This window comes from Peribacillus phoenicis, assembly GCF_047238085.1.
In the GTDB taxonomy this organism is placed as follows: domain Bacteria; phylum Bacillota; class Bacilli; order Bacillales; family DSM-1321; genus Peribacillus.
In genome coordinates this window covers 3228217-3252365 of the sequence record NZ_JBDFMF010000001.1, presented here as the reverse complement: position 1 = coordinate 3252365, position 24149 = coordinate 3228217, and the positions used below count along the sequence as shown (strand labels likewise).

Genomic DNA, 24149 nt, shown 5'->3' with positions numbered 1-24149 from the left:
TTGTTAACAGAACTATCGATTAGGAATTTTGCGATCATAGACAGCCTGTCCGTTTCATTTGAGAAAGGCTTGACGGTCTTGACAGGAGAAACAGGGGCAGGGAAGTCGATCATAATAGATGCCGTTCATCTTTTGGTTGGGGGACGTGGTTCTGCAGAGTTCATTCGGCATGGTGAGTCTAAGGCCGAAATAGAAGGATTATTCCAAATTGAAGATGAAAAACACCCGGTCTTTGCCAAAGCGGAAGAGTTTGGCCTGGATATGAATGATGGGATGGCGATACTTCGAAGGGACATCTCACAAAGTGGCAAAAGCGTTTGCAGGGTAAATGGGAAGCTTGTAACGATTTCCACTTTACGCGAGATAGGCCGGACATTGATAGATATCCATGGTCAGCATGAACATCAGGAATTAATGGATGAACGACTCCATCTTCCACTGCTCGATCAATTCGGCGGTGAAAAAATCGCATCTGCACTCACTGAATACCAAAAGCTATATAAACGTTATGAAACCGCTTCTAAACAATTGAATGCCTTGAGCCAAAATGAACAGCAAATGGTCCACCGCCTTGATTTGATCCAATTTCAATTCGATGAAATCCAAAAAGCTGATTTGAAGTTACGCGAAGATGAAGAATTGATGGAAGAGCGGAAGAAAATTAATAATTTCGAAAAAATTCATGAAGCGCTGCAAACCAGTTATAATGCTTTAAATGGTGAGCAGCATGCAATTGATTGGCTTTCCGTAGCCATGAATAATTTGGAGGAAGCGGCAGGGCTTGATGAGGGTTTAAAGAATAGCTCTGAAACCGTTTCAAATAGCTACTTCCTGCTTGAAGAGGCCGTGTCAAACATCCGAGACCAATTAGATTCTTTGGATTATGATACAGAGCGTGTGGAATTCATTGAAAGCCGCCTTAATGAAATAAATCAATTAAAGCGGAAATACGGGCGGACCATCGAGGAAATCCTGGAATATGGAGCCGCTATAGAAGAAGAAGTCGAAAAACTGCAAAATAGGGAAACCCATATAGCGAAGCTTGAAAAGGAAATGAAATCCATTAAGGCAGATTTAATTGTCGAAGCAAAGAATCTTTCTGAACTTCGCCAGAACTTCGCTCAGCAGTTAACCAAAAAGATCCATAAGGAATTAAAAGATTTATACATGGAAAAGACAATTTTCGAACCACACTTCCTTCAAACTGCTTATACTTTCGATGAATTGTCAGATAGGGGCATTAATCAATCAGGCCTGGATTCAATGGAATTTTATATTTCCACCAATCCAGGTGAACCGTTAAAACCTCTTTCCAAAATCGCATCTGGCGGAGAACTGTCGAGGATCATGCTGGCTTTGAAAAGCATTTTCTCCAAACATCAAGGCATAACATCCATTATATTTGATGAAGTGGACACAGGTGTGAGCGGAAGGGTTGCACAATCCATTGCCGAAAAGATCTATAAAGTGGCAACTGGATCACAAGTATTGTGCATATCCCATTTGCCACAGGTGGCCGCTATGGCGGATACCCACCTTTTCATAGCAAAAAATGTAAGGGCAGGACGCACGAATACCTCGGTCAAGCCGTTAATTGAAACGGAAAAAGTAAAAGAAATCGGCAGGATGATTTCAGGAGTCGAGATTACGGATTTGACGAAGCAGCATGCCAATGAATTAATCCAGCTGGCCAAAAGGCTGAAGATTACATCATGAAGGGCCGGTTAGAAGATTATTTAAAATTTATCATAAGCATTCATTGTAAAGCTATCCAAAAACGGATAGCTTTTATTTTTTGCACCTGTTATAAATGACTGTCATGAGGGCTAAATTAAAGGTGTAGCCATAAAGTTTCAGAGAGCGAGGAGAGTGAATGGATTGAAATTTATATGGATAAACAGGATCATCGGTGGAATTCTCCTTGTTTCGCTATTAACATTAGGGTTATACCAGCCATCTCGTGAATATTTTTTAATTCCAAATCATCTTGTACTATTTGAAGGAAGTCAATATAGTATTTCCAAATCATTGCCTGTTTCTGCAAAAACTTCGGGATCCAGTGATGGAATTTCGCTTCATGATGAACAAGCCTCGATTACGCTTGGTGCTGAAAAACCTGGTACGAATGAAGTGTTACTCGATGTAGCAGGATTACCTGCCAAAAAGGTCGACATCAGGGTGTTAAAAGACTTTAAAGTCATGCCTGGAGGCCAATCCATTGGAGTAAAGCTTAATACTCTTGGGGTACTCGTAGTAGGTCATCATCTAATTGATACTGCGCAGGGGAAAAAATCACCGGGAGAAAAAGCAAAAATTGAAATCGGTGATATTATTACAGAAATCAATGGTCAGACGATAAAGAAGATGGGGGATGTAACCCCTTTTGTTCAGCAGGCAGGCGAAAAGGGTGAGGCGTTGAATCTTGTCATTAACCGTGATAATGAAGTGCTTCATAGTACCCTATTACCTCTAAAAGATAAGAATGAAGGAACTTACAAATTGGGTTTGTATATCCGTGATTCGGCAGCTGGCATCGGAACGATGACGTTTTACCACCCGGATTCGAAAAAATACGGGGCGTTGGGACATGTCATATCCGATATGGATACAAAAAAGCCGATTGTTGTCAAGGACGGACAGATTGTTCAATCGACGGTCACATCCATCGAAAAGGGAAGCAATGGTGATCCGGGAGAAAAATTGGCACGCTTTTCTTCCAATAAAGAAAAAATAGGAAATATCAATCGCAATAGTCCCTTTGGAATTTTTGGGAAATTAAATCAAGATTTTAAAAATGGAATTAACGATAAGCCACTCCCCATCACCCTTTCCCATGAGGTAAAGGAAGGACCAGCAAAAATCCTTACAGTGGTGGATGGTTCTGAAGTGGAGGAATTCGATGTTGAAATCGTCAGTTCCATACCACAGAAGTTCCCCGCAATTAAGGGAATGGTCTTAAAAGTGACGGATAAGGAATTGCTTCAAAAAACGGGTGGGATCGTTCAAGGTATGAGCGGCAGTCCTATCATACAAAATGGGAAATTAATCGGTGCAGTCACCCATGTATTCGTTAATGATCCTACAAGTGGGTATGGAGTCCATATCGAATGGATGTTAAACGAAGCCGGTATAAATATATACGACAAAGATAATTATGAAAAGGCAAGCTAAGAATCCGGGTATCCTTTTGGATGCCCCTTTTTAATGGAAAGTTATGATTAGCATATATTTTGGGTAGGAATTAAATTGATTTCTTCAAAAAGTAGAGGTTTTTTTGAAACGATGTGATAAAATGATAACGATATGAAGATTTTTCGACAATCGCTTTATTCGAATAGCAAACGAAGTCGAAAACAAGAGATATCCGGAGAATAATATTGAATTCCTTATATTTTTTCAAAAATAAAAGGAATTTAGTTTCCATTGTCGAAAAGTTCAATTACAATAGAATTTAGTCATATAGAAAAAAAGACCAATTGTAGTTGAGGAGGAAATCAAGCGTGAAAAAAATTAAGGTGTGCGTTGTAGATGATAATAGAGAACTTGTTGGCCTTCTGGAAGAATACATTTCTGCACAGGATGACATGGAAGTAATTGGGGTGGCACATAACGGTCAAGATTGCCTGGGTATGCTTGAAAGCGTTGACCCGGATATATTGATCCTCGATATTATCATGCCTCATTTAGATGGATTAGGTGTGCTTGAAAAACTTCGTGAAGTAAAACGGGGTGCCATGCCTAATGTGATTATGCTTACTGCCTTTGGTCAAGAAGATGTAACGAAAAAAGCTGTTGATTTGGGTGCCTCATACTTTATCCTTAAGCCCTTTGATATGGAAAATCTGGCCAATCACATACGTCAGGTAAGCAGTAAAGGGCAAGCAGTTTTAAAAAATCATAGTCAGTTTAGTTATCGTCCCCAAAATGAATCCAAGCCGAAGAACCTCGATGCCAGCATCACAAGCATCATTCACGAGATTGGAGTCCCTGCACATATAAAGGGCTATTTGTATTTAAGGGAAGCCATATCCATGGTATATAATGATATTGAACTATTGGGTTCCATCACCAAAGTTTTATATCCGGATATCGCAAAAAAATACAATACAACGGCTAGCCGTGTTGAACGTGCCATCAGGCATGCGATTGAAGTGGCCTGGAGCCGTGGCAATATAGAATCCATTTCATCACTTTTCGGATATACCGTAAGCATGACTAAGGCAAAACCTACAAATTCCGAATTCATTGCCATGGTTGCCGATAAGCTGCGCCTCGAACATAAAGCTTCTTGACAAGGGTAGGGGGAACACCGGTTGTTAAGAGCCAGGGGTAACAATTGACCATATAAAGGCTAGAGCCGCTAAATATAAATAAGAACTCTCCGTCTGGCTGTAAAGGACAGGAAGAAGTTGCTTCGTGATTTTTTCTAATCGGCAACTTTAAATTTTTTACGCTGCCGGTTAAAAAAATTAAACGCCTTTTATTTATTGGATTTTTCAGGAAATCCCATAAATAAAAGGCGTTTTTGTTTGGTTGAAAAGCGGCACGAATTATTTTAGACGATGTTCGGGCTATATAGCTCCTTTTCATAGTTTTTAGATTATAATTATAGGTATATTTAATCATGAGAAAAGGAGGGGAGTAAATGATTTGTGTAAAAAATGAGCATTTTGTATTGGAAGTGGATAGGAACATGGTTTTTATCACCGTTATTCAAAAGGGCTTTTCCATTTTTCAATTGAATCCTATACTGTTGGATTTTCCACAAATCATGCTGGAGAACGTCAAAGACTTGAAGGATGCACTGACAGAGGCGAGCGGGGAAAGAATTCAAGTGGGAAGACAGAAACCAATCGCGGAGTTGGACATAGCGACTGATAAAATGTCCGCAAGTGTAAAACTCAATTGTTCAGAAAACTACCTGAATGAGAACTATTCAGTAATTATGGGGAGTATTTTAGAGAGTCTTCAATGTGAAGGTATTTCCGAAGGGATTTTAATGCATGTATTGCAAAATGAGCTGAGCATCAAAAATCAAACAATCATTGCTAAAGGGATGGAACCAGTACACGCCAAAGACGCAGTGGTTACCTATTTCAAAAGATCGGACAGAAAACCAGCGGTCCGTGAAAATGGAAAAGCTGATTATTATGATATGCATTTTCTTGATGAAGTGAAAAGGGGAGATTGGCTGGGGGAAAGGATACCGCCATCATCTGGTGAGATGGGAAGGCGAATTACGGGGGAAATTGCCTTGCCCAGGAAAGGAAAGGATAAGAAACTTTTATACGATCAAAAAACGGTTGCTGCTGTCGAGGAAGACGGAAAGATCATTCTAAGGGCATTGATCGATGGTGTGGTGGAATTTAGGGAAGGGAAGATTGCGGTAGGTGATCACCTATTGATTGACGGTGATATAGGCAATAAAACAGGGAATATTGAATTTGATGGAAGTGTGACCATTAAAGGTACGGTTATCGATCATTTTTCCGTGACGGCTACGAAAGATATTTCGATTTTAAGTGAGCTTGGTGTAAGTAATGTGAAGGAAATCAACTCAAGGGAGGGGGATGTATTCATTAAAGGGGGGATATTTGGTAAAGGTGTGTCCAAAATATATGCAGCAAGGAACATTTTTGTGAAACATGCCAACGAATGCCACTTAACAGCGGGGGGAAATATACATATAGGATCATATTCGCTGGGGAGTTTCCTGAAAGCCAAGAATATCTTCACGGATGAAAAGAAGGGAAAATTAATCGGCGGTGTAATTGAAGCGCATGGAAAAGTGAGGGCGGCTGTAATCGGGAATCGAATGGAACGGAAAACATTAATAAATGTGAAGGGATTTGACCGTGAACTCTTAAAAGAACAATTGAATGAGACTTTGCTTTTATATAAATCAATAATAATGAAACTTGAATCAATAAAGGAAAAGCTTGAAGTGTATGAAACGCCTCTTGGAGAATTTACTGGTGAGCAAAATTTTCAATATGAACAAACAACAAATCAATACGAGAGGTTGATGGTTCAAATATATCAATTGGACGAAAAACGGAAGTCAATCATGGATATGCTTGAATCAAAAGGGGAAGGGGAAATTACGATTGGTCAAATGGCTTTTCCGGATACTTGCTTGCAAATCAAAAGCATGCAAAAAAAATTGAATGATTTGACGAAAGGAACCTTCTATGCAGAAAATAATCAGCTGCATTTTATTAGAGTATTGAGCTAGATGAAAATAATTTGCTGTTTCTGTTCATAACATTCGGATATAACCATTATTGAGAGAGGCGGCGTTTCTTCATGACCCTAATCTTTGCACATCGAGGCTCAGCAGGGACACATCCGGAAAATACGATGTCGGCGTTCAAAGAAGCTGCCCGTGTCGGGGCGGACGGTATTGAAACGGATGTCCAGCTCTCGAAAGATGGGGAAGTGGTCATCATTCACGATGAAAAGCTCGATCGGACCACGAATGCCTCGGGATATGTAAAAGACAGGACCTTGATGGAGTTGAAAACCCTTAATGCGTCTTCAAACTATAAGGGTAGATTGGGGAAAGAAAAGATTCCGACACTTGAAGAACTATTTATTTGGCTTGACGAAAATCAGCTTTTTTGCAACATTGAATTGAAAAATACGCTTTTTCTGTATCCAGGTTTAGAAGAGAAAGTCATCCGACTTATCCGTACTTACGAAATGGAGGAAAGGATTATTCTTTCTTCTTTCAATCATTACAGCTTGGTCAATTGCCATCAATTGGCACCTGAATTGGAAACCGCACCTCTTTATAGGGATGGACTATACATGCCTTGGATATATGCCAAGGCAATTGGCGGAAGTGCAATCCATCCAAATATCCGGGCTGCCCCTGATGCACTCATTCAAACATCGGTGAGTATGGGTGTTCCTGTGCGGCCATATACCATTAATAAAGAAGCCGAGATGAAGCGATTATTCAATTTGGGATGCAGTGGCATCATAACCGATTTTCCCGAGGCAGCCGTACGGGTCAGGGAAGGATTGAAATCAAGATAAACAAAGAAGGTGCCATATGATACATGGCACCTTCAGTTTGTAGACAAAAGGGGTTCGGTTACCTCAAGTTTTTAATAGATCTATTTTAAAACAAAAAAGACTGTAGGCAAAAGGAGTTCTAACTAAAAACATAGTTGATTGGAACGTAAGGTGCGAGACTCCTGCGGGAATAGCGAGTCCAAGGGAGACCCCACAGGCGCAAGTGCGCCGAGGAGGCTCCCGGACCGCCCGCGGAAAGCGAGTGCCTGAAGTGGAAATCAACGTCCAAATTTGTAAACGCAAAAAGAAGGTGCCATACGAAACATGGCACCTTCTTTTTGCGTTTAAAATTTATTGAACCTGCTTTGGACTTTATTTTGTTTTCGATCTCGATGAAGGACGAAGCCGGCGATAAAGGCTATTCCGCCAATCGTGATGAGCAGTCCTATTAAAAATTGCAGCCAAAGGACTGGATAGGGGGGCTGCAGGATACCGAACACCATGTCCCTCATTATTTTTATGCCATAGGCAGCAAAGGCACCCGGTATAAAAAGTATCAAAAAAGCGATTAAACGTTTCATGCGGTCAAATCCCTTCCGAAAATTCCGTCTTTAAAAAATGATAAAGGATATAAATTATTTGTCAAGTTTCGGGAATCTAGATAATGACTGGGAGTTGGCGGCTGTTTTTTTAAAGGGATCCGATATGGTAAAATAGAGTGGAGTATGAAAAAAATTGCAGGGAATGATCTTTTAAAAGGGGTAATTATATCTTAAGGGGGATGGCTGATGCAAAAGGTCATGATAGTAGGGGGAGGAGTGGGAGGGACAACCGTGTTGAAACTCCTATCAGAAAGTGAAGTATTCTCCATTGTTTGTATGGCTGATACGAATGAATCCGCTGAAGGGATGCTTGCTGCAAAGGAACGAAGGATTCCTACAGTGACTAATTGGAGCATGGGATTGGAGCGGGATTTGGACATCATTTTTGATACGACCGGTGACCCGTCTGTCTATAAAAAGATAAAAAGGGACATGGGCGAACAAACGATTCTCATTCCTGGTAGTGTCGCCCTCATTATGACTAAGTTGTTTGAAGAGAAAAATCGTTTAATAAGTAAATTGGAGAATGCCTCGGCAAAAATGGACTTGATCCTCAATACGACCAGTGAAGGGATGGTGGTGATTGATCATGAAGGATTCATCATCATGTTCAATGATAGTGCGGAACGTGCAACTGACACAAAGCGCGAGGATGTGATAGGCAGACATATCAAAGATTTCATCCCTTCAACTGGATTGCTGCGAGTGATGCAAACGAACCAAAAAGAAGTGAATCAGGAAATCACCCTTAGCAATGGAATGGAACTCATAACGACAAGGATACCTCTTGTGAATGCCGATAAGGAAATCATAGGGGCTTTTTCCGTGTTTAGGAATAAAACGGAAGCTGTCCAATTGGCGGAGCAAATTACTGATTTAAAAGAAATACAGACGATGCTCCAGGCGATCATTCAATCCAGTGATGAAGCCATATCGGTTGTGGATGATCAAGGCAGGGGTCTTTTGATCAATCCGGCATATACAAGAATCACCGGGTTAACAAAGACCCAAGTGATCGGTAAGCCGGCTTCCATCGATATTTACGAAGGTGAAAGTATGCATATGAAAGTGCTTCAGACAAAAAAGCCTGTTCGGGGTGTCAATATGCGTGTCGGCCCAAAACATAAGGAAGTGATCGTAAATGTTGCTCCAATCATTGTGGACGGGTGCCTGAAAGGGAGTGTTGGCGTCATTCATGATGTATCGGAAATTCAAGCCTTGACCCACGAACTGAATCGGGCAAGACAGATCATCCGTACTTTGCAGGCTAAATATTCCTTTGATGATATAATTGGGGCTTCCGAAGAGATGAAGCTTCCCATTGAACAGGCGAAATTATCGGCAAGAACACCTGCTACTGTCTTATTAAGAGGGGAATCAGGGACTGGCAAAGAGTTATTTGCACATGCCATCCATAATGCGAGCGATAGGAAATTCAATAAATTCGTTCGTGTAAATTGTGCGGCCATCTCGGAATCATTACTTGAAAGTGAACTGTTCGGTTATGATGAAGGAGCCTTTACAGGGGCAAGCAGGGGCGGAAAGGTCGGGTTTTTTGAAGAGGCAAATCAAGGGAGTATCTTTTTGGACGAAATTGGTGAATTACCAGCCAACATTCAAGCTAAATTGCTTCGGGTTTTACAAGAAAAGGAAATCATCAGAGTGGGGGGGACGAAGCCGATTCCCATCAATGTCCGGGTCATAGCCGCTACGAATATCAATCTTGAAGAGGCCATCGCAAACGGATCATTCAGGGAAGACTTATATTTCAGGCTGAACCGCATGCCTATTTTCATTGCTCCATTAAGAAAGAGAAAAGAAGATTTGAGAGAATTGGCGGAGCATTTGATTAATAAAATCAATCAGGAGTATGGACGGAGCATAGAGGGAATTACAGCAGCAGCTATACATAAGATGCAAATCTACAACTGGCCAGGTAATGTGAGGGAACTGGAAAATATCTTAGGACGGGCAATCATTTTCATGAAATTGAACGAGACGATCATTGATATACATCATATTCCGGATTTTATCGAAGAGATTCCATTAAAACAAGAGAAATTATTAATGAAGCCTTCTGGCTACGTATCGGGGAAACCACTCTCGGAGATAATAGACCAGTATGAAGCCGATATCATTCAGCAAGCGTTCCATACCCACAAGGGAAATAAAACACTTACGGCAAAAGCTCTTGGGATTTCTGTCAGAAATCTATATTACAAAATGGAAAAATTAAAACTGTGAAAATTTTTGCACGCAAGTAATTGCGCACTATGAAAAAAACTGCACGGAATTTTCTGATTTATTTTAATTTAAGCGGGACTCCACTTCTAACATGAAATTTTTTTCAATTTGTTATAGGCTATAGTTGCCCAACATATTAACCAGCATCTCCTTTTTTTGGATAAAAACGCTCTCATTATGTATTTTATTGGCATGTTATTTGCATATTTAAAGGTGCATGGGTTTTTCAAGGGAACCATTCCCCATAGGGAAAATATCATGTGAGTAGCGGATTTTATTTAAAATGAACGTAGGAACAAGTAAGAATGAGGAGAAATTCAGTGTTCTCATATCTGACATGTATTAAAACATCTAGGGAGGATTCCTTTATGGAAATTTTTAAATATCTTGAGAAGTATGATTACGAGCAACTGCTATTCTGTCAGGACAAACAATCAGGTTTGAAAGCGATTATTGCCATTCATGATACAACATTAGGGCCTGCGCTTGGAGGCACAAGGATGTGGACGTATGCATCTGAAGAAGATGCCATTGAAGATGCCTTAAGGCTTTCGAGAGGAATGACATATAAGAACGCCGCTGCCGGCTTAAATTTAGGCGGGGGGAAGACCGTCATCATCGGCGATCCGCGTAAGGATAAAAATGAAGAGATGTTCCGTGCATTCGGAAGGTATATCCAAGGGCTGAATGGCCGTTATATAACAGCTGAAGATGTGGGTACAACGGTAGAGGATATGGATCTCATTCATGAGGAGACGGATTTTGTCACTGGGATTTCCCCTGCATTCGGTTCATCGGGTAACCCTTCCCCTGTTACTGCATATGGGGTATATCGAGGAATGAAAGCTGCTGCAAAAGAGGCATTCGGAACTGACTCTTTAGAAGGCAAGGTAATTGCAGTCCAAGGCGTCGGGAATGTTTCTTATAACTTATGCCGTCACCTTCATGAGGAAGGCGCCAAGCTAATCGTTACGGATATCAATAAAGAAAGCGTGGCCCGTGCGGTTGAATCCTTTGGGGCGACCGCAGTGAATCCTGATGAAATTTATGGAGTCGACTGTGATATCTATGCACCTTGTGCATTAGGGGCTGTCATAAATGATCATACAATCAATCAAATCAAGGCGAAGGTCATTGCAGGTGCGGCAAATAATCAATTAAAGGAACCTGTTCATGGCGATCAAATTCATGAAAAGGGTATTATATACGCTCCTGATTATGTAATTAATGCAGGTGGAGTCATAAACGTGGCCGATGAGCTTTTAGGGTATAATCGGGAAAGAGCCCTTAAGAAAGTGGAAACGGTTTATGATACAATTGAAAGAGTCATCGAGATTGCAAAACGTGATCAAATCCCAACTTATAAAGCGGCGGATAGGATGGCAGAGGAGAGAATTGCTCGCATGAGAAATTCAAGAAGCCAATTCTTGCAAAATGAAAAACATATCTTGAATGGAAGAAAATGAATGTAATTGTACAAGATCTAGATTCCTGTGTTTTTTTAAATAAACACAGGAATTTTCAACATGGATAACGTAATAAACATAGGGCAAGTAAAAATGATGACAATAGTATGTATTTGTGAGGAGGAGCGGTTTTGGCTGAAGAATTTGACCTCGTTATCCTCGGCGGAGGAACAGGCGGGTATGTGGCAGCGATAAGGGCTGCTCAATTAGGATTGAAAACGGCTGTCGTGGAGAAAGGCAAGCTCGGCGGAACGTGTCTACATAAAGGCTGTATCCCTTCAAAAGCACTTTTAAGGAGTGCGGAAGTTTATCAGACTGCAGTGAAAAGTGAGGAATTCGGTGTTGTTACCGGGGATGTAAAGGTAGATTTCCTTAAGGTGCAAGAAAGAAAGAATAAAGTGGTCGATCAACTCTATAAAGGTGTCCAGCACTTGATGAAACAAGGAAAGATAACGGTTTATGAAGGGTTAGGACGTATACTTGGTCCTTCTATATTTTCACCGATGCCTGGGACAATTTCCGTGGAAATGAATGATGGCAGTGAAAATGAAATGCTCATTCCTCAGAATGTCATCATTGCCACCGGTTCGCGTCCGAGGACACTGCCCGGTTTGGCGATTGATGGGGAATTTGTGCTTACATCGGATGAAGCTCTAAAGCTTGAGAGCCTGCCAAAATCAATGATTATTGTAGGCGGTGGAGTTATCGGCATTGAATGGGCTTCGATGCTCAATGATTTTGGTGTGGAAGTGACAGTACTTGAATATGCAGATAGAATCATCCCGACTGAAGACCAGGATATTTCAAGTGAAATGCTTCGTCTCCTAACGAAAAAAGGCGTCAAATTCGTTACAGGTGCCAAGGTATTGCCTGAAACCCTGAAAACGGATGCTTCAGTATCCATTTCTGCTGAAGTCAAAGGTTCGGTAGAGGAATTCACAGCTGAAAAAATGCTTGTTTCCGTAGGCAGATCAGCAAATGTTGAAGGGATCGGCCTTGAAAATACGGAAATTGTGAAAGAAAAAGGTTTTATTGAAACCAATGACTTCTTCCAAACGAAGGAATCACATATCTATGCAATCGGTGACTGTATCGGCGGTCTGCAATTGGCTCACGTTGCCTCCCATGAAGGTATTATGGCCGTTGAACATATCGCAGGCCAAAAACCGGAACGGCTGGATTATTCGCTCATTTCAAAATGTGTGTATTCAAGCCCTGAAGCTGCAAGTGTCGGCTTGACTGAAGAACAGGCAAACAAGGAAGGCTATGACCTTAAAATTGGGAAATTCCCATTCCGTGCAGTTGGCAAGGCCCTTGTTTTCGGGGAAGCGGATGGTTTTGTCAAAATCATCGCCGATAAGAAAACGGATGATATACTGGGCGTTCATATGATCGGACCACATGTTACGGATATGATTTCAGAAGCGGGACTTGCAAAAGTGCTTGATGCAACACCTTGGGAGATAGGCAAGACAATTCATCCGCACCCAAGTCTTTCTGAAGCAATCGGAGAGGCGGCGCTTGCTGTCGATGGACGTGCCATTCATTCATAAAGAATAAGGTCAGGAGGTTTTATGATGGTAGAAAAACGTCATGAACAATTAGGCTTAAATGAGGAAACGGTTTTAGATATGTACCGGACAATGCTTTTGTCCCGCAGAATAGATGAGCGCATGTGGCTTTTAAACCGATCCGGGAAAATTCCCTTCGTGATTTCCTGCCAGGGGCAAGAAGCTGCACAGGTTGGGGCAGCGTTTGCGCTTGATCGGCAAAATGATTATGTACTGCCTTATTATCGGGATGTAGGTGTGGTACTTACCTTCGGAATGACCGCAAAAGACTTGATGCTTTCCGGTTTCGCAAAAGAGGAAGATCCCAATTCCGGCGGGCGCCAAATGCCTGGTCATTTCGGTCAAAAGAAAAATAGGATTGTCACTGGATCATCGCCTGTAACGACACAGGTCCCGCATGCTGTTGGAATTGCCCTTGCAGGGAAGATGGAAGGTAAGGATTTGGTAACATTCGTAACGTTTGGGGAAGGTTCATCCAATCAGGGCGATTTTCATGAAGGGGCCAACTTTGCAGGTGTGCACAAGCTACCGGTCATTTTCATGTGTGAAAATAATAAATATGCGATTTCAGTTCCTATTGAGAAACAGCTATCGTGTGAAAATGTTTCCGACAGGGCGATTGGCTATGGGATGCCTGGAATAACGGTGGATGGCAATGATCCATTGGAAGTGTATGCAGCGGTGAAAGAAGCGGCTGACCGTGCACGAAGGGGAGAAGGCCCTACACTGGTGGAAACCGTTTCATACAGGCTCACGCCTCATTCAAGTGATGATGATGACCGAAGCTACCGGACTGCGGACGAAGTGGCCGAAGCCAAAACGAAGGACTCGATAATGACATTTGGAGCGTATTTAAAAGAAGTGGGAATCTTGGATGATGACCTTGAGAAACAAATGAATGATGAAGTCATGAAGATAGTCAACGAAGCAACCGATTATGCTGAAAATGCTCCATATCCGAAGGCTGAAAGTGCTATGAATCATGTGTATGCACAAAAGTAAGGGGGTAATAGAATGCCAGTGATTTCATATATAGATGCCGTGACAATGGCAATGAGGGAAGAGATGGAACGCGATTCCCGTGTATTCGTATTGGGTGAGGACGTAGGAAAAAAAGGTGGGGTCTTTAAAGCCACTAATGGTTTATACGACCAATTCGGTGAAGCCAGGGTCATCGATACCCCGCTCGCTGAATCTGCAATTGCAGGAGTGGGAATTGGAGCCGCCATGTATGGGCTTCGGCCGATTGCTGAGATGCAATTCGCTGATTTCATCATGCCTGCCATTAACCAAATCGTTTCAGAGGCAGCTAAAATTAGATACCGTTCCAATAATGACTGGAGCTGTCCTATGGTAATCCGTGCACCATATGGCGGAGGGATTCATGGAGCTCTTTATCATTCACAATCGGTTGAAGCAATCTTTGCCAATCAGCCGGGCTTGAAAATTGTGATGCCTTCCACTCCATATGATGTAAAGGGTTTGCTTAAAGCTGCCATTCGCGATGAAGACCCAGTGCTTTTCTTTGAACATAAACGGGCATACCGCTTGATCAAGGGTGAGGTACCTACTGAAGATTATGTACTTCCCATCGGTAAGGCGGATGTGAAAAGGGAAGGGGAAGACATTACTGTCATCTCCTATGGCCTTTGTGTGCATTTTGCCCTTCAGGCAGCAGAAAAATTAGCTGCAGATGGAATTTCTGCACATGTTCTTGACTTGCGTACAGTCTATCCTTTGGATAAGGATGCTATCATAGAAGCAGCATCTAAAACGGGGAAAGTACTACTGGTTACGGAAGATAATAAAGAAGGAAGCATCATGAGTGAGGTCGCAGCCATCATTGCCGAGCATTGCCTTTTTGATTTGGATGCCCCTGTAAAACGATTGGCCGGCCCGGATGTACCTGCCATGCCATATGCGCCTACGATGGAAAAACATTTTATGGTGAATCCTGATAAAGTGGAAAGAGCAATGAGGGAATTGGCCGAGTATTAATGACTGTTAAGAAGGAGGAACGAATAATGGCTATGGAATTAATGAAGATGCCTCAACTAGGCGAAAGTGTCACAGAGGGAACCATCAGTAAATGGCTAGTGAAGCCTGGGGATCATGTCACGAAATACGACCCGCTAGCTGAAGTGATGACGGATAAAGTAAATGCTGAGGTTCCTTCTTCCTTCACCGGCATCATCAAGGAATTGAAAGCGGATGAAAATCAAACATTGGCAGTCGGGGAAGTTATTTGCTCGATTGAAGTTGAAACGGCAAAGACGGATAACGAAAATGCTGGGCAGGCTGTTTCACATAGTGAGGAAAATGTTGATGCACCTGTTACAAGAGAAGTGCAGCAAGCTGCCGAACCATCAAGGAAAGCTCGCTATTCGCCTGCCGTGTTAAAACTTTCTCAGGAGCATGGAATCGATCTTTCAAAAGTTAAAGGAACGGGGAATGAGGGACGGATCACTCGCAAGGATTTACTGAAACTTGTTGAATCAGGAAATCTTCCTAAGGCGGATGAGCCTTCCGTGATATCCGATTCGGCTCCAAAAGAGACCAAACCTCAAGTTAGTCGTCAAACGAGTCCAGTAACAAACGTGCCGACTGCTGCTGGTGACAAGGAAATACCTGTTACCGGAATCCGTAAGGCAATTGCGTCCAATATGTTGAAAAGTAAGCACGAAATCCCGCATGCTTGGACGATGGTGGAAGTTGACGCAAGCAATATGGTGAAGTTACGTGATAATCTAAAATCCGACTTTAAACAAAAAGAAGGCTATAATTTAACGTACTTTGCCTTTTTCGTAAAAGCGGTTGCTCAAGCCCTTACGGAATTTCCAGAGCTCAATTCGATGTGGGCTGGCGAAAAAATCATACAAAAGAAAGAAATCAATATATCGATAGCCGTTGCAACTGAAGATGCCCTATTTGTACCGGTCATTAAAAATGCAGATGAAAAATCAATCAAAGGTATAGCAAGGGAGATACAGGAACTTGCATCCAAAGTGAAGTCGGGTAAGTTAAAAGCAGAGGATATGCAAGGTGGTACGTTCACTGTTAATAACACTGGCTCATTCGGCTCTGTCCAGTCCATGGGAATCATCAATTATCCACAGGCGGCCATTTTACAAGTTGAAACGATTGTAAAACGCCCAGTGGTCATAAATGACATGATTGCAGTACGAGATATGGTGAATCTCTGTTTATCACTTGATCATCGTGTTTTGGATGGACTGGTATGCGGACGATTCCTCGCGAGGGTTAAAGAAATCATCGAAAAGATTTCCAAAGATAACACTCCCATATACTAAAGTGAAGAAAAGGAAGGCCGGAAGGTCCTTCCTTTTTTTTGTACTTCACTTTTCCGTAGAAAAACATCGACAAAAAATTTATTTTTGCTATTATTTTATTAAGAGCTGTTCTAATACAGATCAGGGGCTGTACTTGATTTATAAAGAGGCGAAATAGGCTAGTGTTTTCCCATATAACAGATTTGCTAATTTCTATTGTCTTAAATTTCAAGAAAAATATGGTAGAATGTTAGTATAATCCAGATTAAATTGACGGGAGGGTGGTTTTCTTATCCAAAACTGACTGAGCGTTCGTTCTCCCAATGAAGGGACAGGGCGTATGAGGCGGCAAAAGATAAGAAAGCGATTACAGATGGAACTGAAAGATGTAAAAAACATAACCTTTCCTAAGCCTTCTTTTGAAGAGTGGAAAGAAGCTGCAGAAGCAAGTTTAAAAGGGAAAAGTGTAGAAAAGCTAAAAACGAATACATATGAGGGCATCACTTTATATCCGCTCTATACAGAAAAGGCGGAATCAACGGAAAAAGTAGCTGAATTGCCAGGATTCTTCCCTTTCACCCGAGGAACGTCCCCAACGGGCTATCATGAAAAACCTTGGCTTGTCGTTCAACCTGTAAGCGGTATCACGGCTGAAGAAGCAAATGAAAAGATGAAGGCTTCATTCAAGCGCGGTCAAAATGTCGTGGCATACCCTGCACGATTGCTTGCCGAGGGAGCAAGGGCTGAAAAATTGTTTAAGGATATCCCATTAAAGGAAATCCCGGTTTTCATTGACCTTAAGGGGAAACAAAAAGGATTATTCCCTCAATTCAAAGCGGTTGCCGAAGCACAAAATACCCAATTGACAGGCGTTATTGCTGAAGATCCCATTGCAGAATGGCTCATTTGCGGTCAGCTGCCAGAAGATACGGATATCTATTTTGCAGACTGGCTGAAGACGATCCAAGATTATCAGAAGGTAGGAAGGGATTTAAAAACAGTTTTGATTAATACGGCAGTCTACCATAATGGAGGAGCCAATGCCGTACAAGAAATAGCTTACGGATTAGCGGCAGCCGTCCAATATCTATTGGAAGGGCAAAAGCAAGGGCTTTCTATTGCTTCGGTTTCCGAAAAAATAGTATTCTCTTTTGCTGTGGATTCAAATTACTTCATGTCCATCGCTAAGCTACGGGCTGCAAGAAGGCTTTGGGCAGGTCTTGCAGAAGCTTTCGATACAGCATCAGACCATTTTAGAATGGCGATACATGCCGTTACTTCCGAGTTGACAGAAACGCTATATGATCAGCACGTCAATATTCTTCGGACAACAAACCAAGCTTTCGCTGCTGCTATTGGAGGCATTCAATATCTTCAAATTCATCCATTCACACACGCAACTGGTGAAACCGATGATTTTTCAGAAAGAATTGCCCGTAATACTCACTTGATTTTAAAAGAAGAAACAAATATCACAACAGTGGTCGATCCTGCTGGCGGTTCATGGTATGTTGAGCAACTAACGGATGAATTGGCTGAAAATGCTTGGGCGAAATTCCTTGAAATCGATGCAGCTGGAGGGATTCTTGAGCTAATTAAACAAGGCACCCTTCAGAAGGAAATAGCTGAAGTTTACCAAGAAAAAGTTCAAAATGCGGCTTTCAGAAAAGAAAGTATCATCGGAACTAATGTATATCCGAATCCGGCTGATAAGATTAAAACCACGACACAGGATATCCATGTGTCTTATATGAAAGTTGAGAAGCCGGTTGGCATTGCCCCACTTGACTTGGATCGGGTATCCATTCAATTCGAACAGTTAAGACTACGCAGTGAAAAGTATAAAGAAATAAGTGGAACGGCTCCAACTATTGGTTTAATTAATTTGAAAAATCTTAAATCCTATAAACCTCGTGCAGATTTCGTTACAAGCCTTGCTGCAGCAGGTGGTATTGAAACAACCGGAAGCAAGGGGTGTCAAACCGTCGAGGAAGCAGTCGATTATGTAGCTGCGACCAAGCTCCCTATCTATTGTGTTTGCGGCAGTGACGGTGACTATTCGGAATTAGCGCCAATCACCATTAAAGAAATTAAAAAGCAATTCCCTGAAATCACTATTTATAGTGCAGGCAAGCAGCCAGAAGAATTTGAGATTACACTAAGTGAAGCCGGAGTCAAAGATTTTATCCATGTCAAAACGAATGCAATAACCATTTTATCGGAATTATTGCAGAAGCTGGGGGTGAACTGAAATGAAAAAACCGAATTTTTCTGCTATAAATCATGCTAAGTCTGAGATTAAAGGTACGGTGGAAGCATGGAAAAAGGAAGCCGAAAAAGCCGTTGGGAAAAACATTGAGGATCTTTTGTTTGAAACCAATGAACAAATAAAAATCAAACCGCTTTATATTGAGGAAGATAATCGTGACTTGGAGCATATGGAAAGTGTGCCAGGCATCGCTCCTTTTACAAGAGGGCCCTATCCTTCGATGTATGTCAATCGTCCTTGGACGGTACGTCAGTATGCAGGTTTTTCGACTGCTGAGGAATCCAATGCGTTTTACAGACGTAACCTGGCTATGGGGCAAAAAGGGCTCTCAGTTGCCTTTGATTTAGCTACACACCGCGGTTATGACTCCGATCATCCACGCGTTGTCGGTGATGTGGGGAAGGCGGGAGTTGCCATTGATTCCATTCTTGACATGAAAATCCTGTTCGACGGCATTCCGCTTGATCAAATGTCCGTGTCAATGACGATGAACGGCGCAGTATTACCCATCCTTGCATTTTATATCGTGACAGCTGAAGAACAAGGCGTAACACAGGATATGCTTTCAGGAACGATTCAAAATGACATCTTAAAGGAATACATGGTTCGGAATACGTATATCTACCCACCTGAAATGTCCATGAAAATCATAGCTGATATATTTGAGTATACATCCAAATATATGCCCAAGTTCAATTCCATTTCCATCTCCGGTTATCATCTGCAAGAAGCGGGGGCGCCGGCTGATATCGAACTTGCCTATACGTTGGCGGATGGGCTTGAGTATGCACGTACCGGAATGAAAGCAGGTATTGATATCGATAAATTCGCACCGCGCCTGTCATTCTTCTGGGCTGTAGGAATGAACTATTTCATGGAAGTGTCGAAAATGCGGGCGGCTCGTTTCATTTGGTCAAAACTGATGAAACAATTCGAGCCGAAAAATAATAAAGCGATGGCATTGAGAACCCATTCCCAAACCTCCGGCTGGAGCCTCTCCGAGCAGGATCCGTTTAACAATGTCGCAAGGACCCTTATTGAAGCGCATGCCGCTGCACTTGGACATACACAATCCCTGCATACGAACGCATTGGATGAGGCCATTGCCCTGCCAACGGATTTCTCGGCACGCATTGCACGTAACACACAGCTATATCTGCAGGAGGAAACGGGGATCACAAAAGTAATCGATCCATGGGCTGGTTCATACTATGTAGAATCACTCACAAATGAATTAATCGAACGGGCTTGGGCTCACATAGAAGAAATCGAAGGCCTTGGCGGAATGGCGAAGGCTATTGAAACCGGCCTTCCAAAAATGAGGATCGAGGAAGCAGCTGCAAAGCGTCAGGCTAAAATCGATTCTCAAGATGAAACGATCGTAGGCGTAAATAAGTATCGTTTGAAAAAAGAAGATCCGATTGAAATACTGGAGATTGATAATACAGCAGTTCGCGAAAGTCAGCTTAAGCGTTTGAGCGAATTAAAAGCGAAACGTGATCAGGAAAAGGTGGATGAAGCTCTTCAAGCGCTATCCATGGCTGCCAGAACTGGCGAAGGTAACCTTCTTGAACTGGCTGTGCAAGCTGCAAGAGTACGGGCTTCATTAGGTGAAATCTCCGATGCGATCGAAGAGGTTGCTGGACGTCACAAAGCAACAATTCGTTCTATCAGCGGTGTATACAGCTCGGCATACTCAAAAGAAGCGGAAATTGAGGAAGTCGTCCGCATGACGGAAGAGTTCCTTGAAAATGAAGGAAGAAGACCGCGTTTGTTAATGGCTAAAATGGGCCAGGACGGTCATGATCGCGGAGCTAAAGTAGTCGGAACGGGGTTTGCGGATTTGGGCTATGATGTCGATATCGGTCCATTATTCCAAACGCCGAAAGAAACCGCCATCCAGGCCGTGGAAAATGATGTGCATGTAGTCGGAATGAGTTCGCTTGCTGCCGGCCATAAAACATTGTTGCCGCAGCTTATGACGGAACTGAAGAACTTGGGCCGAGATGACATCATAGTGATCGTAGGCGGCGTCATCCCTGCGCAGGATTATGATTACCTAATGGAAAATGGCGCTACAGCCATTTTTGGACCTGGTACGGTCATTCCGCAGGCAGCAAAGAAAGTGCTTCAGGAAATATACAATCGCCTCGGATATGAGGAAGTGGCTCAATAATGAGTGAAGACAAGAAGCCCGAATGGGTCGATCATAACAATCAGGAAGGTTTTGCTACTTCTTTAAAGCCAGGTGTGGAATTAGCAGCAAGCCAAAACAAACCTTCAAAAAGCAAATTCGTCAAAAAACATAATGTAAACATACCGGTCCATGAACTTAAAGAGGGAATCATAAAAGGGGACAGGGCCAAGCTAGCTAAAGGGATTACATTGGTTGAAAGCAATGCATCCCACCATTTGGATCATGCACAGGAATTATTGCATAGCATCCTTCCTCATACAGGGAACTCGATGCGCATCGGGATTTCCGGAGTGCCCGGTGCCGGGAAAAGTACCTTCATCGAGACGTTCGGAACCTACTTATGTGACAGGGGCCATAAGGTTGCCGTTCTAGCCGTCGATCCAAGCTCTTCGATCAATGGCGGAAGTATACTAGGCGATAAGACAAGGATGGAGGAGCTGGCAAGAAACCCTCATGCCTTCATAAGACCCTCTCCATCCGAAGGCACTCTAGGAGGAGTTCACCGCAAAACGAGGGAAACGATGTTGCTTTGTGAAGCAGCAGGATTTGATGTGATACTGATTGAAACTGTCGGTGTCGGTCAGAGTGAAGCTATAGTTCGAAGTATGGTCGACTTCTTCATGCTCCTTGTCCTTACAGGTGCCGGAGATGAGTTACAAGGGATGAAAAAAGGGATTCTGGAACTTGTGGACGGAATTGTGGTCAATAAAGCCGACGGAGAGAACATTCCGCTGGCAATTAGGACGAAGTCAGAATATAGCAGAATCTTGCACTTCCTTCAGCCAGCAACAAAGGGATGGGCAGGAAAGGCATATACTTGTTCAGCCATAACCGGTAAAGGAATTCCTGAGCTTTGGGGTGTAATGAATGAATTTACCGATTTGACCAAGGAATCGGGTGTTTTTCAAGAACGGAGAAGAATGCAATCCAAGGAATGGCTTTATTCATTGATGGATCACCAACTTAAAACGATGTTTTATAAAAATGAAACCGTCAAAAGTCTTCTCCCAATCCTCGAGAATCAAGTGATGTCAGGGAATAAAACGGTCACTGCTGCTGTTAAGCAGGCCTTTCAATCTTTTACCGATACATTTAAGTCAAATTAAAAAGAAATGGGATGGGGCAGGCGTGGATTGTCTCCCACGCCTGCCCCATCCTTTTGTAAGTCTTGTTGTTACACACATGATTCCCGCTTACCTTTCGTTTTAAACGTGTTCGGAAAATGGTTTATGCAGTTTTGACAGGTAAATATATTGAATCACGAAGTGGCAATTGTTATGATAGAATTGAAGAGAAAACTTGGAAGGAGCACATGCCATGAATATGGATTTTAATTTTTTAATGAACGACGTAGTCAAACAGGCTCGCGATGAGATAAAGACTGCTGGATATACAGAATTGACTACTCCCGAGGAAGTAGAGGAAGTATTTGCACAAAAAGGAACGACACTTGTTATGGTCAACTCCGTTTGTGGCTGCGCCGGGGGAATAGCTAGACCTGCAGCGGCACATGCAATCCATAATGATAAACGCCCAGATCAGCTTGTAACCGTTTTTGCTGGGCAAGATAAAGAAGCGACGGAGAAAGCCCGTGATTATTTCGAAGGATATCCGCCGTCATCCCCATCATTTGCATTGCTGAAGGATGGAAAAATCATCACGATGATAGAGCGCCATGAAATTGAAGGACACCACCCGATGTCTGTAGTAGAAAAATTACAAGACTACTTCGATCAATATTGCGAAGAAGTGTAAACCATAGCGATAACCTAAAAACCCGCCCAATCGGCGGGTTTTAGTTTGTCGACAAAAAGAGGTTCGGAATGGTCTCATCCTGAACATGATCTTAAAACAAGGCTAGATTATCATAGGTGGTTATTACTTTAATCCATATTGGATTGCAGAGATTACGACACTCCTCCCGGATAATTGGCTTTTAAGCCCCTATAGGTGCTTGCTTTAATGGGGCTTTGGCAGACAGTCGGCGGAAAGGGAGCGGGATCTCTGAAATCAACTGGAATGTAATTTTAAGAAAAAAACTGTAGGCTGGACATCCCGAACCAAATTTAAGAACTGGTGATCCTTGATTGTTTTTTTACAGTAATCCTTAATGGATGGAAGAAATTTGCGACACTCCTGCCGAGTAACTGGCTAGCCGAGACCCCACAGTCGCTTGCGCTGAGGAGGCTTGGCAGACAGTCGGCGGAAAGGGAGCGGATTTCTGGAATCAACAGAAATCCTTTTTTAGAAAAAAACTATATGAAAACTGGCTTTTGTTCGAATTTGTCTACAGTCTTAACCCGCCCAATCAGCGGCTTTTTTTATTCATGAAATTGCATAAGTCAGGAACTTTTGGGAAAGAAGATAGATATGGAAGCAGATATATTACCTTTGGTGAGAAAGCGCCAAGCCTAGATGTGAAATTATAATAATATTCTGAAAAATGAATCTATTGTTTACGTTATTGAATAATTATTAGAGTGTGTTAAAATACACATTAGTGTATGAATATTAGTTATTCGAAATTTAACTAACCTAATTTAATAACAAGAGAATTGAAAATATCATTTTGGAGGAATAATAATGAAGTTGAAAAAGCAGTTAGCATTGTTGCTTACTTCTGTTTTATTAGTAGGTATTTTAGCGGCATGCGGAACATCAGAGAAAGAAGATAAGAACACAGCTGACAAAGAAGACAAAAAGGTCCTGGTAATGGGAACATCTGCGGATTACCCGCCATTTGAATTTGTTGAAACATCTAAAAGTGATGAAATCCAAGGATTTGACATTGATATCGCTAAAGCAATCGGAAAAAAATTAGGTTATGAGGTCCAAGTGAAGGACATTGACTTTAATAGTCTTGTGCCTGCTCTGGAAAATAAATCGGTCGATTTCGTTATCTCTGGAATGACTCCAACAGAAAAACGTGAGCAATCAGTCGATTTCAGTGATATTTACTATACAGCTAAAAACATGATCATCACGACAAAGGACAGTAAAATTAAAACTGTTGAAGATTTAAAAGGGAAAACGGTAGGCGTACAGCTTGCATCCATTCAGGAGACATTGGCAAATGACTTGAATAAATCCCAAGATATCGGGATGAAAGTTGAAAAAAGGAATCGTATTCCTGAGGTTGTTCAAGAAATGTCAACAGGGCGTTTTGACGCCGTGATCATGGAAGATACTGTGGCAAAAGGCTACTTGAAAGATAATAAAGAATTGGTGGGGCATTTGATCGAGTCCGGTGAACAAGATGCCGGTTCGGCAATCGCTTTCCAAAAAGGAAGCAAGTTAACTGAAGAATTCAATGCCGAGTTGAAAAAAATGTTAGAGAATGGTGAAATGGAAAAATTAATATTAAAATGGTTCGGTGGCAGTGAAACTGAATAAAACAGAGAGATGAAAAGCGTTCAGAATGCCTTCTGAACGTTTTTCCGCGCTTTATTGTTAATAAAATGAAGCAGGAGGAAGGCCCTAAGATAACGGC

At 42.1% G+C, this 24149-nt stretch carries 17 protein-coding genes; 16 read left to right on the top strand and 1 reads right to left on the bottom strand.

Annotated elements, in window-relative coordinates; translation table 11 throughout:
• The 5 genes from recN to ABC374_RS15855 all read left to right on the top strand — a co-directional run bounded on the left by recN (position 1) and on the right by ABC374_RS15855 (position 7041).
• Positions 1–1716: a DNA repair protein RecN gene (gene recN, locus ABC374_RS15875; protein ID WP_350299441.1), complete on the top strand. Its 1716-nt coding sequence runs from the start codon at positions 1–3 to the stop codon at positions 1714–1716.
• A gap of 162 nt (positions 1717–1878) precedes the next feature.
• The gene (spoIVB, locus tag ABC374_RS15870; RefSeq protein WP_137016179.1) at positions 1879–3171 is read left to right on the top strand and encodes a SpoIVB peptidase; all 1293 of its coding nucleotides are present in this window, start codon (positions 1879–1881) and stop codon (positions 3169–3171) included.
• Positions 3172–3500: 329 nt separating this feature from the next.
• Complete coding sequence (gene spo0A, locus ABC374_RS15865; protein ID WP_137016177.1) at positions 3501–4292, top strand: sporulation transcription factor Spo0A; 792 nt, start codon at positions 3501–3503, stop codon at positions 4290–4292.
• A 353-nt stretch (positions 4293–4645) separates the two neighbouring features.
• Positions 4646–6235 (top strand): flagellar assembly protein A, encoded by a 1590-nt coding sequence (locus tag ABC374_RS15860; protein ID WP_413018829.1) that lies wholly within the window; start codon positions 4646–4648, stop codon positions 6233–6235.
• A gap of 71 nt (positions 6236–6306) precedes the next feature.
• Positions 6307–7041, top strand: coding sequence for a glycerophosphodiester phosphodiesterase (locus tag ABC374_RS15855; protein WP_350299439.1), 735 nt, complete (start codon positions 6307–6309; stop codon positions 7039–7041).
• A gap of 323 nt (positions 7042–7364) precedes the next feature.
• On the opposite strand, the gene ABC374_RS15850 is transcribed toward ABC374_RS15855, so the two are convergent.
• Positions 7365–7601: a DUF2627 domain-containing protein gene (locus ABC374_RS15850; RefSeq protein WP_101222519.1), complete on the bottom strand. Its 237-nt coding sequence runs from the start codon at positions 7599–7601 to the stop codon at positions 7365–7367.
• Positions 7602–7808: 207 nt separating this feature from the next.
• Here ABC374_RS15850 and ABC374_RS15845 point away from each other — a divergent pair, with 207 nt between their 5' ends.
• From ABC374_RS15845 to ABC374_RS15795, 11 genes are all read left to right on the top strand, one after another.
• Entirely contained in the window at positions 7809–9866 is a 2058-nt protein-coding gene (locus tag ABC374_RS15845; protein WP_413018827.1) for a sigma 54-interacting transcriptional regulator, read from the top strand.
• 368 nt (positions 9867–10234) lie between these two features.
• Positions 10235–11332, top strand: a complete 1098-nt coding sequence (bcd, locus tag ABC374_RS15840; protein ID WP_350299437.1) for a branched-chain amino acid dehydrogenase — start codon at positions 10235–10237, stop codon at positions 11330–11332.
• Between the two features lie 131 nt (positions 11333–11463).
• Complete coding sequence (lpdA, locus tag ABC374_RS15835; RefSeq protein WP_413018824.1) at positions 11464–12885, top strand: dihydrolipoyl dehydrogenase; 1422 nt, start codon at positions 11464–11466, stop codon at positions 12883–12885.
• 24 nt (positions 12886–12909) lie between these two features.
• A complete protein-coding gene (locus ABC374_RS15830; protein ID WP_413020381.1) occupies positions 12910–13905 on the top strand; it encodes a thiamine pyrophosphate-dependent dehydrogenase E1 component subunit alpha in 996 nt (331 codons plus the stop codon).
• A 12-nt stretch (positions 13906–13917) separates the two neighbouring features.
• On the top strand, positions 13918–14901 hold the full coding sequence (locus ABC374_RS15825) for an alpha-ketoacid dehydrogenase subunit beta (RefSeq protein WP_350299435.1): 984 nt from the start codon (positions 13918–13920) through the stop codon (positions 14899–14901).
• A 26-nt stretch (positions 14902–14927) separates the two neighbouring features.
• The gene (locus tag ABC374_RS15820) at positions 14928–16214 is read left to right on the top strand and encodes a dihydrolipoamide acetyltransferase family protein (RefSeq protein WP_413018822.1); all 1287 of its coding nucleotides are present in this window, start codon (positions 14928–14930) and stop codon (positions 16212–16214) included.
• A gap of 319 nt (positions 16215–16533) precedes the next feature.
• Positions 16534–18444, top strand: coding sequence for a methylmalonyl-CoA mutase family protein (locus tag ABC374_RS15815; protein ID WP_413018820.1), 1911 nt, complete (start codon positions 16534–16536; stop codon positions 18442–18444).
• 1 nt (position 18445) lies between these two features.
• A complete protein-coding gene (gene scpA, locus ABC374_RS15810) occupies positions 18446–20638 on the top strand; it encodes a methylmalonyl-CoA mutase (protein ID WP_413018818.1) in 2193 nt (730 codons plus the stop codon).
• Positions 20638–21765, top strand: a complete 1128-nt coding sequence (gene meaB, locus ABC374_RS15805; protein WP_413018816.1) for a methylmalonyl Co-A mutase-associated GTPase MeaB — start codon at positions 20638–20640, stop codon at positions 21763–21765. Before scpA ends, meaB begins: the two co-directional genes overlap by 1 nt.
• Before the next feature lie 211 nt (positions 21766–21976).
• A complete protein-coding gene (locus ABC374_RS15800; protein ID WP_034308239.1) occupies positions 21977–22414 on the top strand; it encodes a BrxA/BrxB family bacilliredoxin in 438 nt (145 codons plus the stop codon).
• Positions 22415–23248: 834 nt separating this feature from the next.
• Positions 23249–24052, top strand: a complete 804-nt coding sequence (locus ABC374_RS15795) for a transporter substrate-binding domain-containing protein (RefSeq protein ID WP_413020380.1) — start codon at positions 23249–23251, stop codon at positions 24050–24052.
• Positions 24053–24149 lie beyond the last annotated feature (97 nt).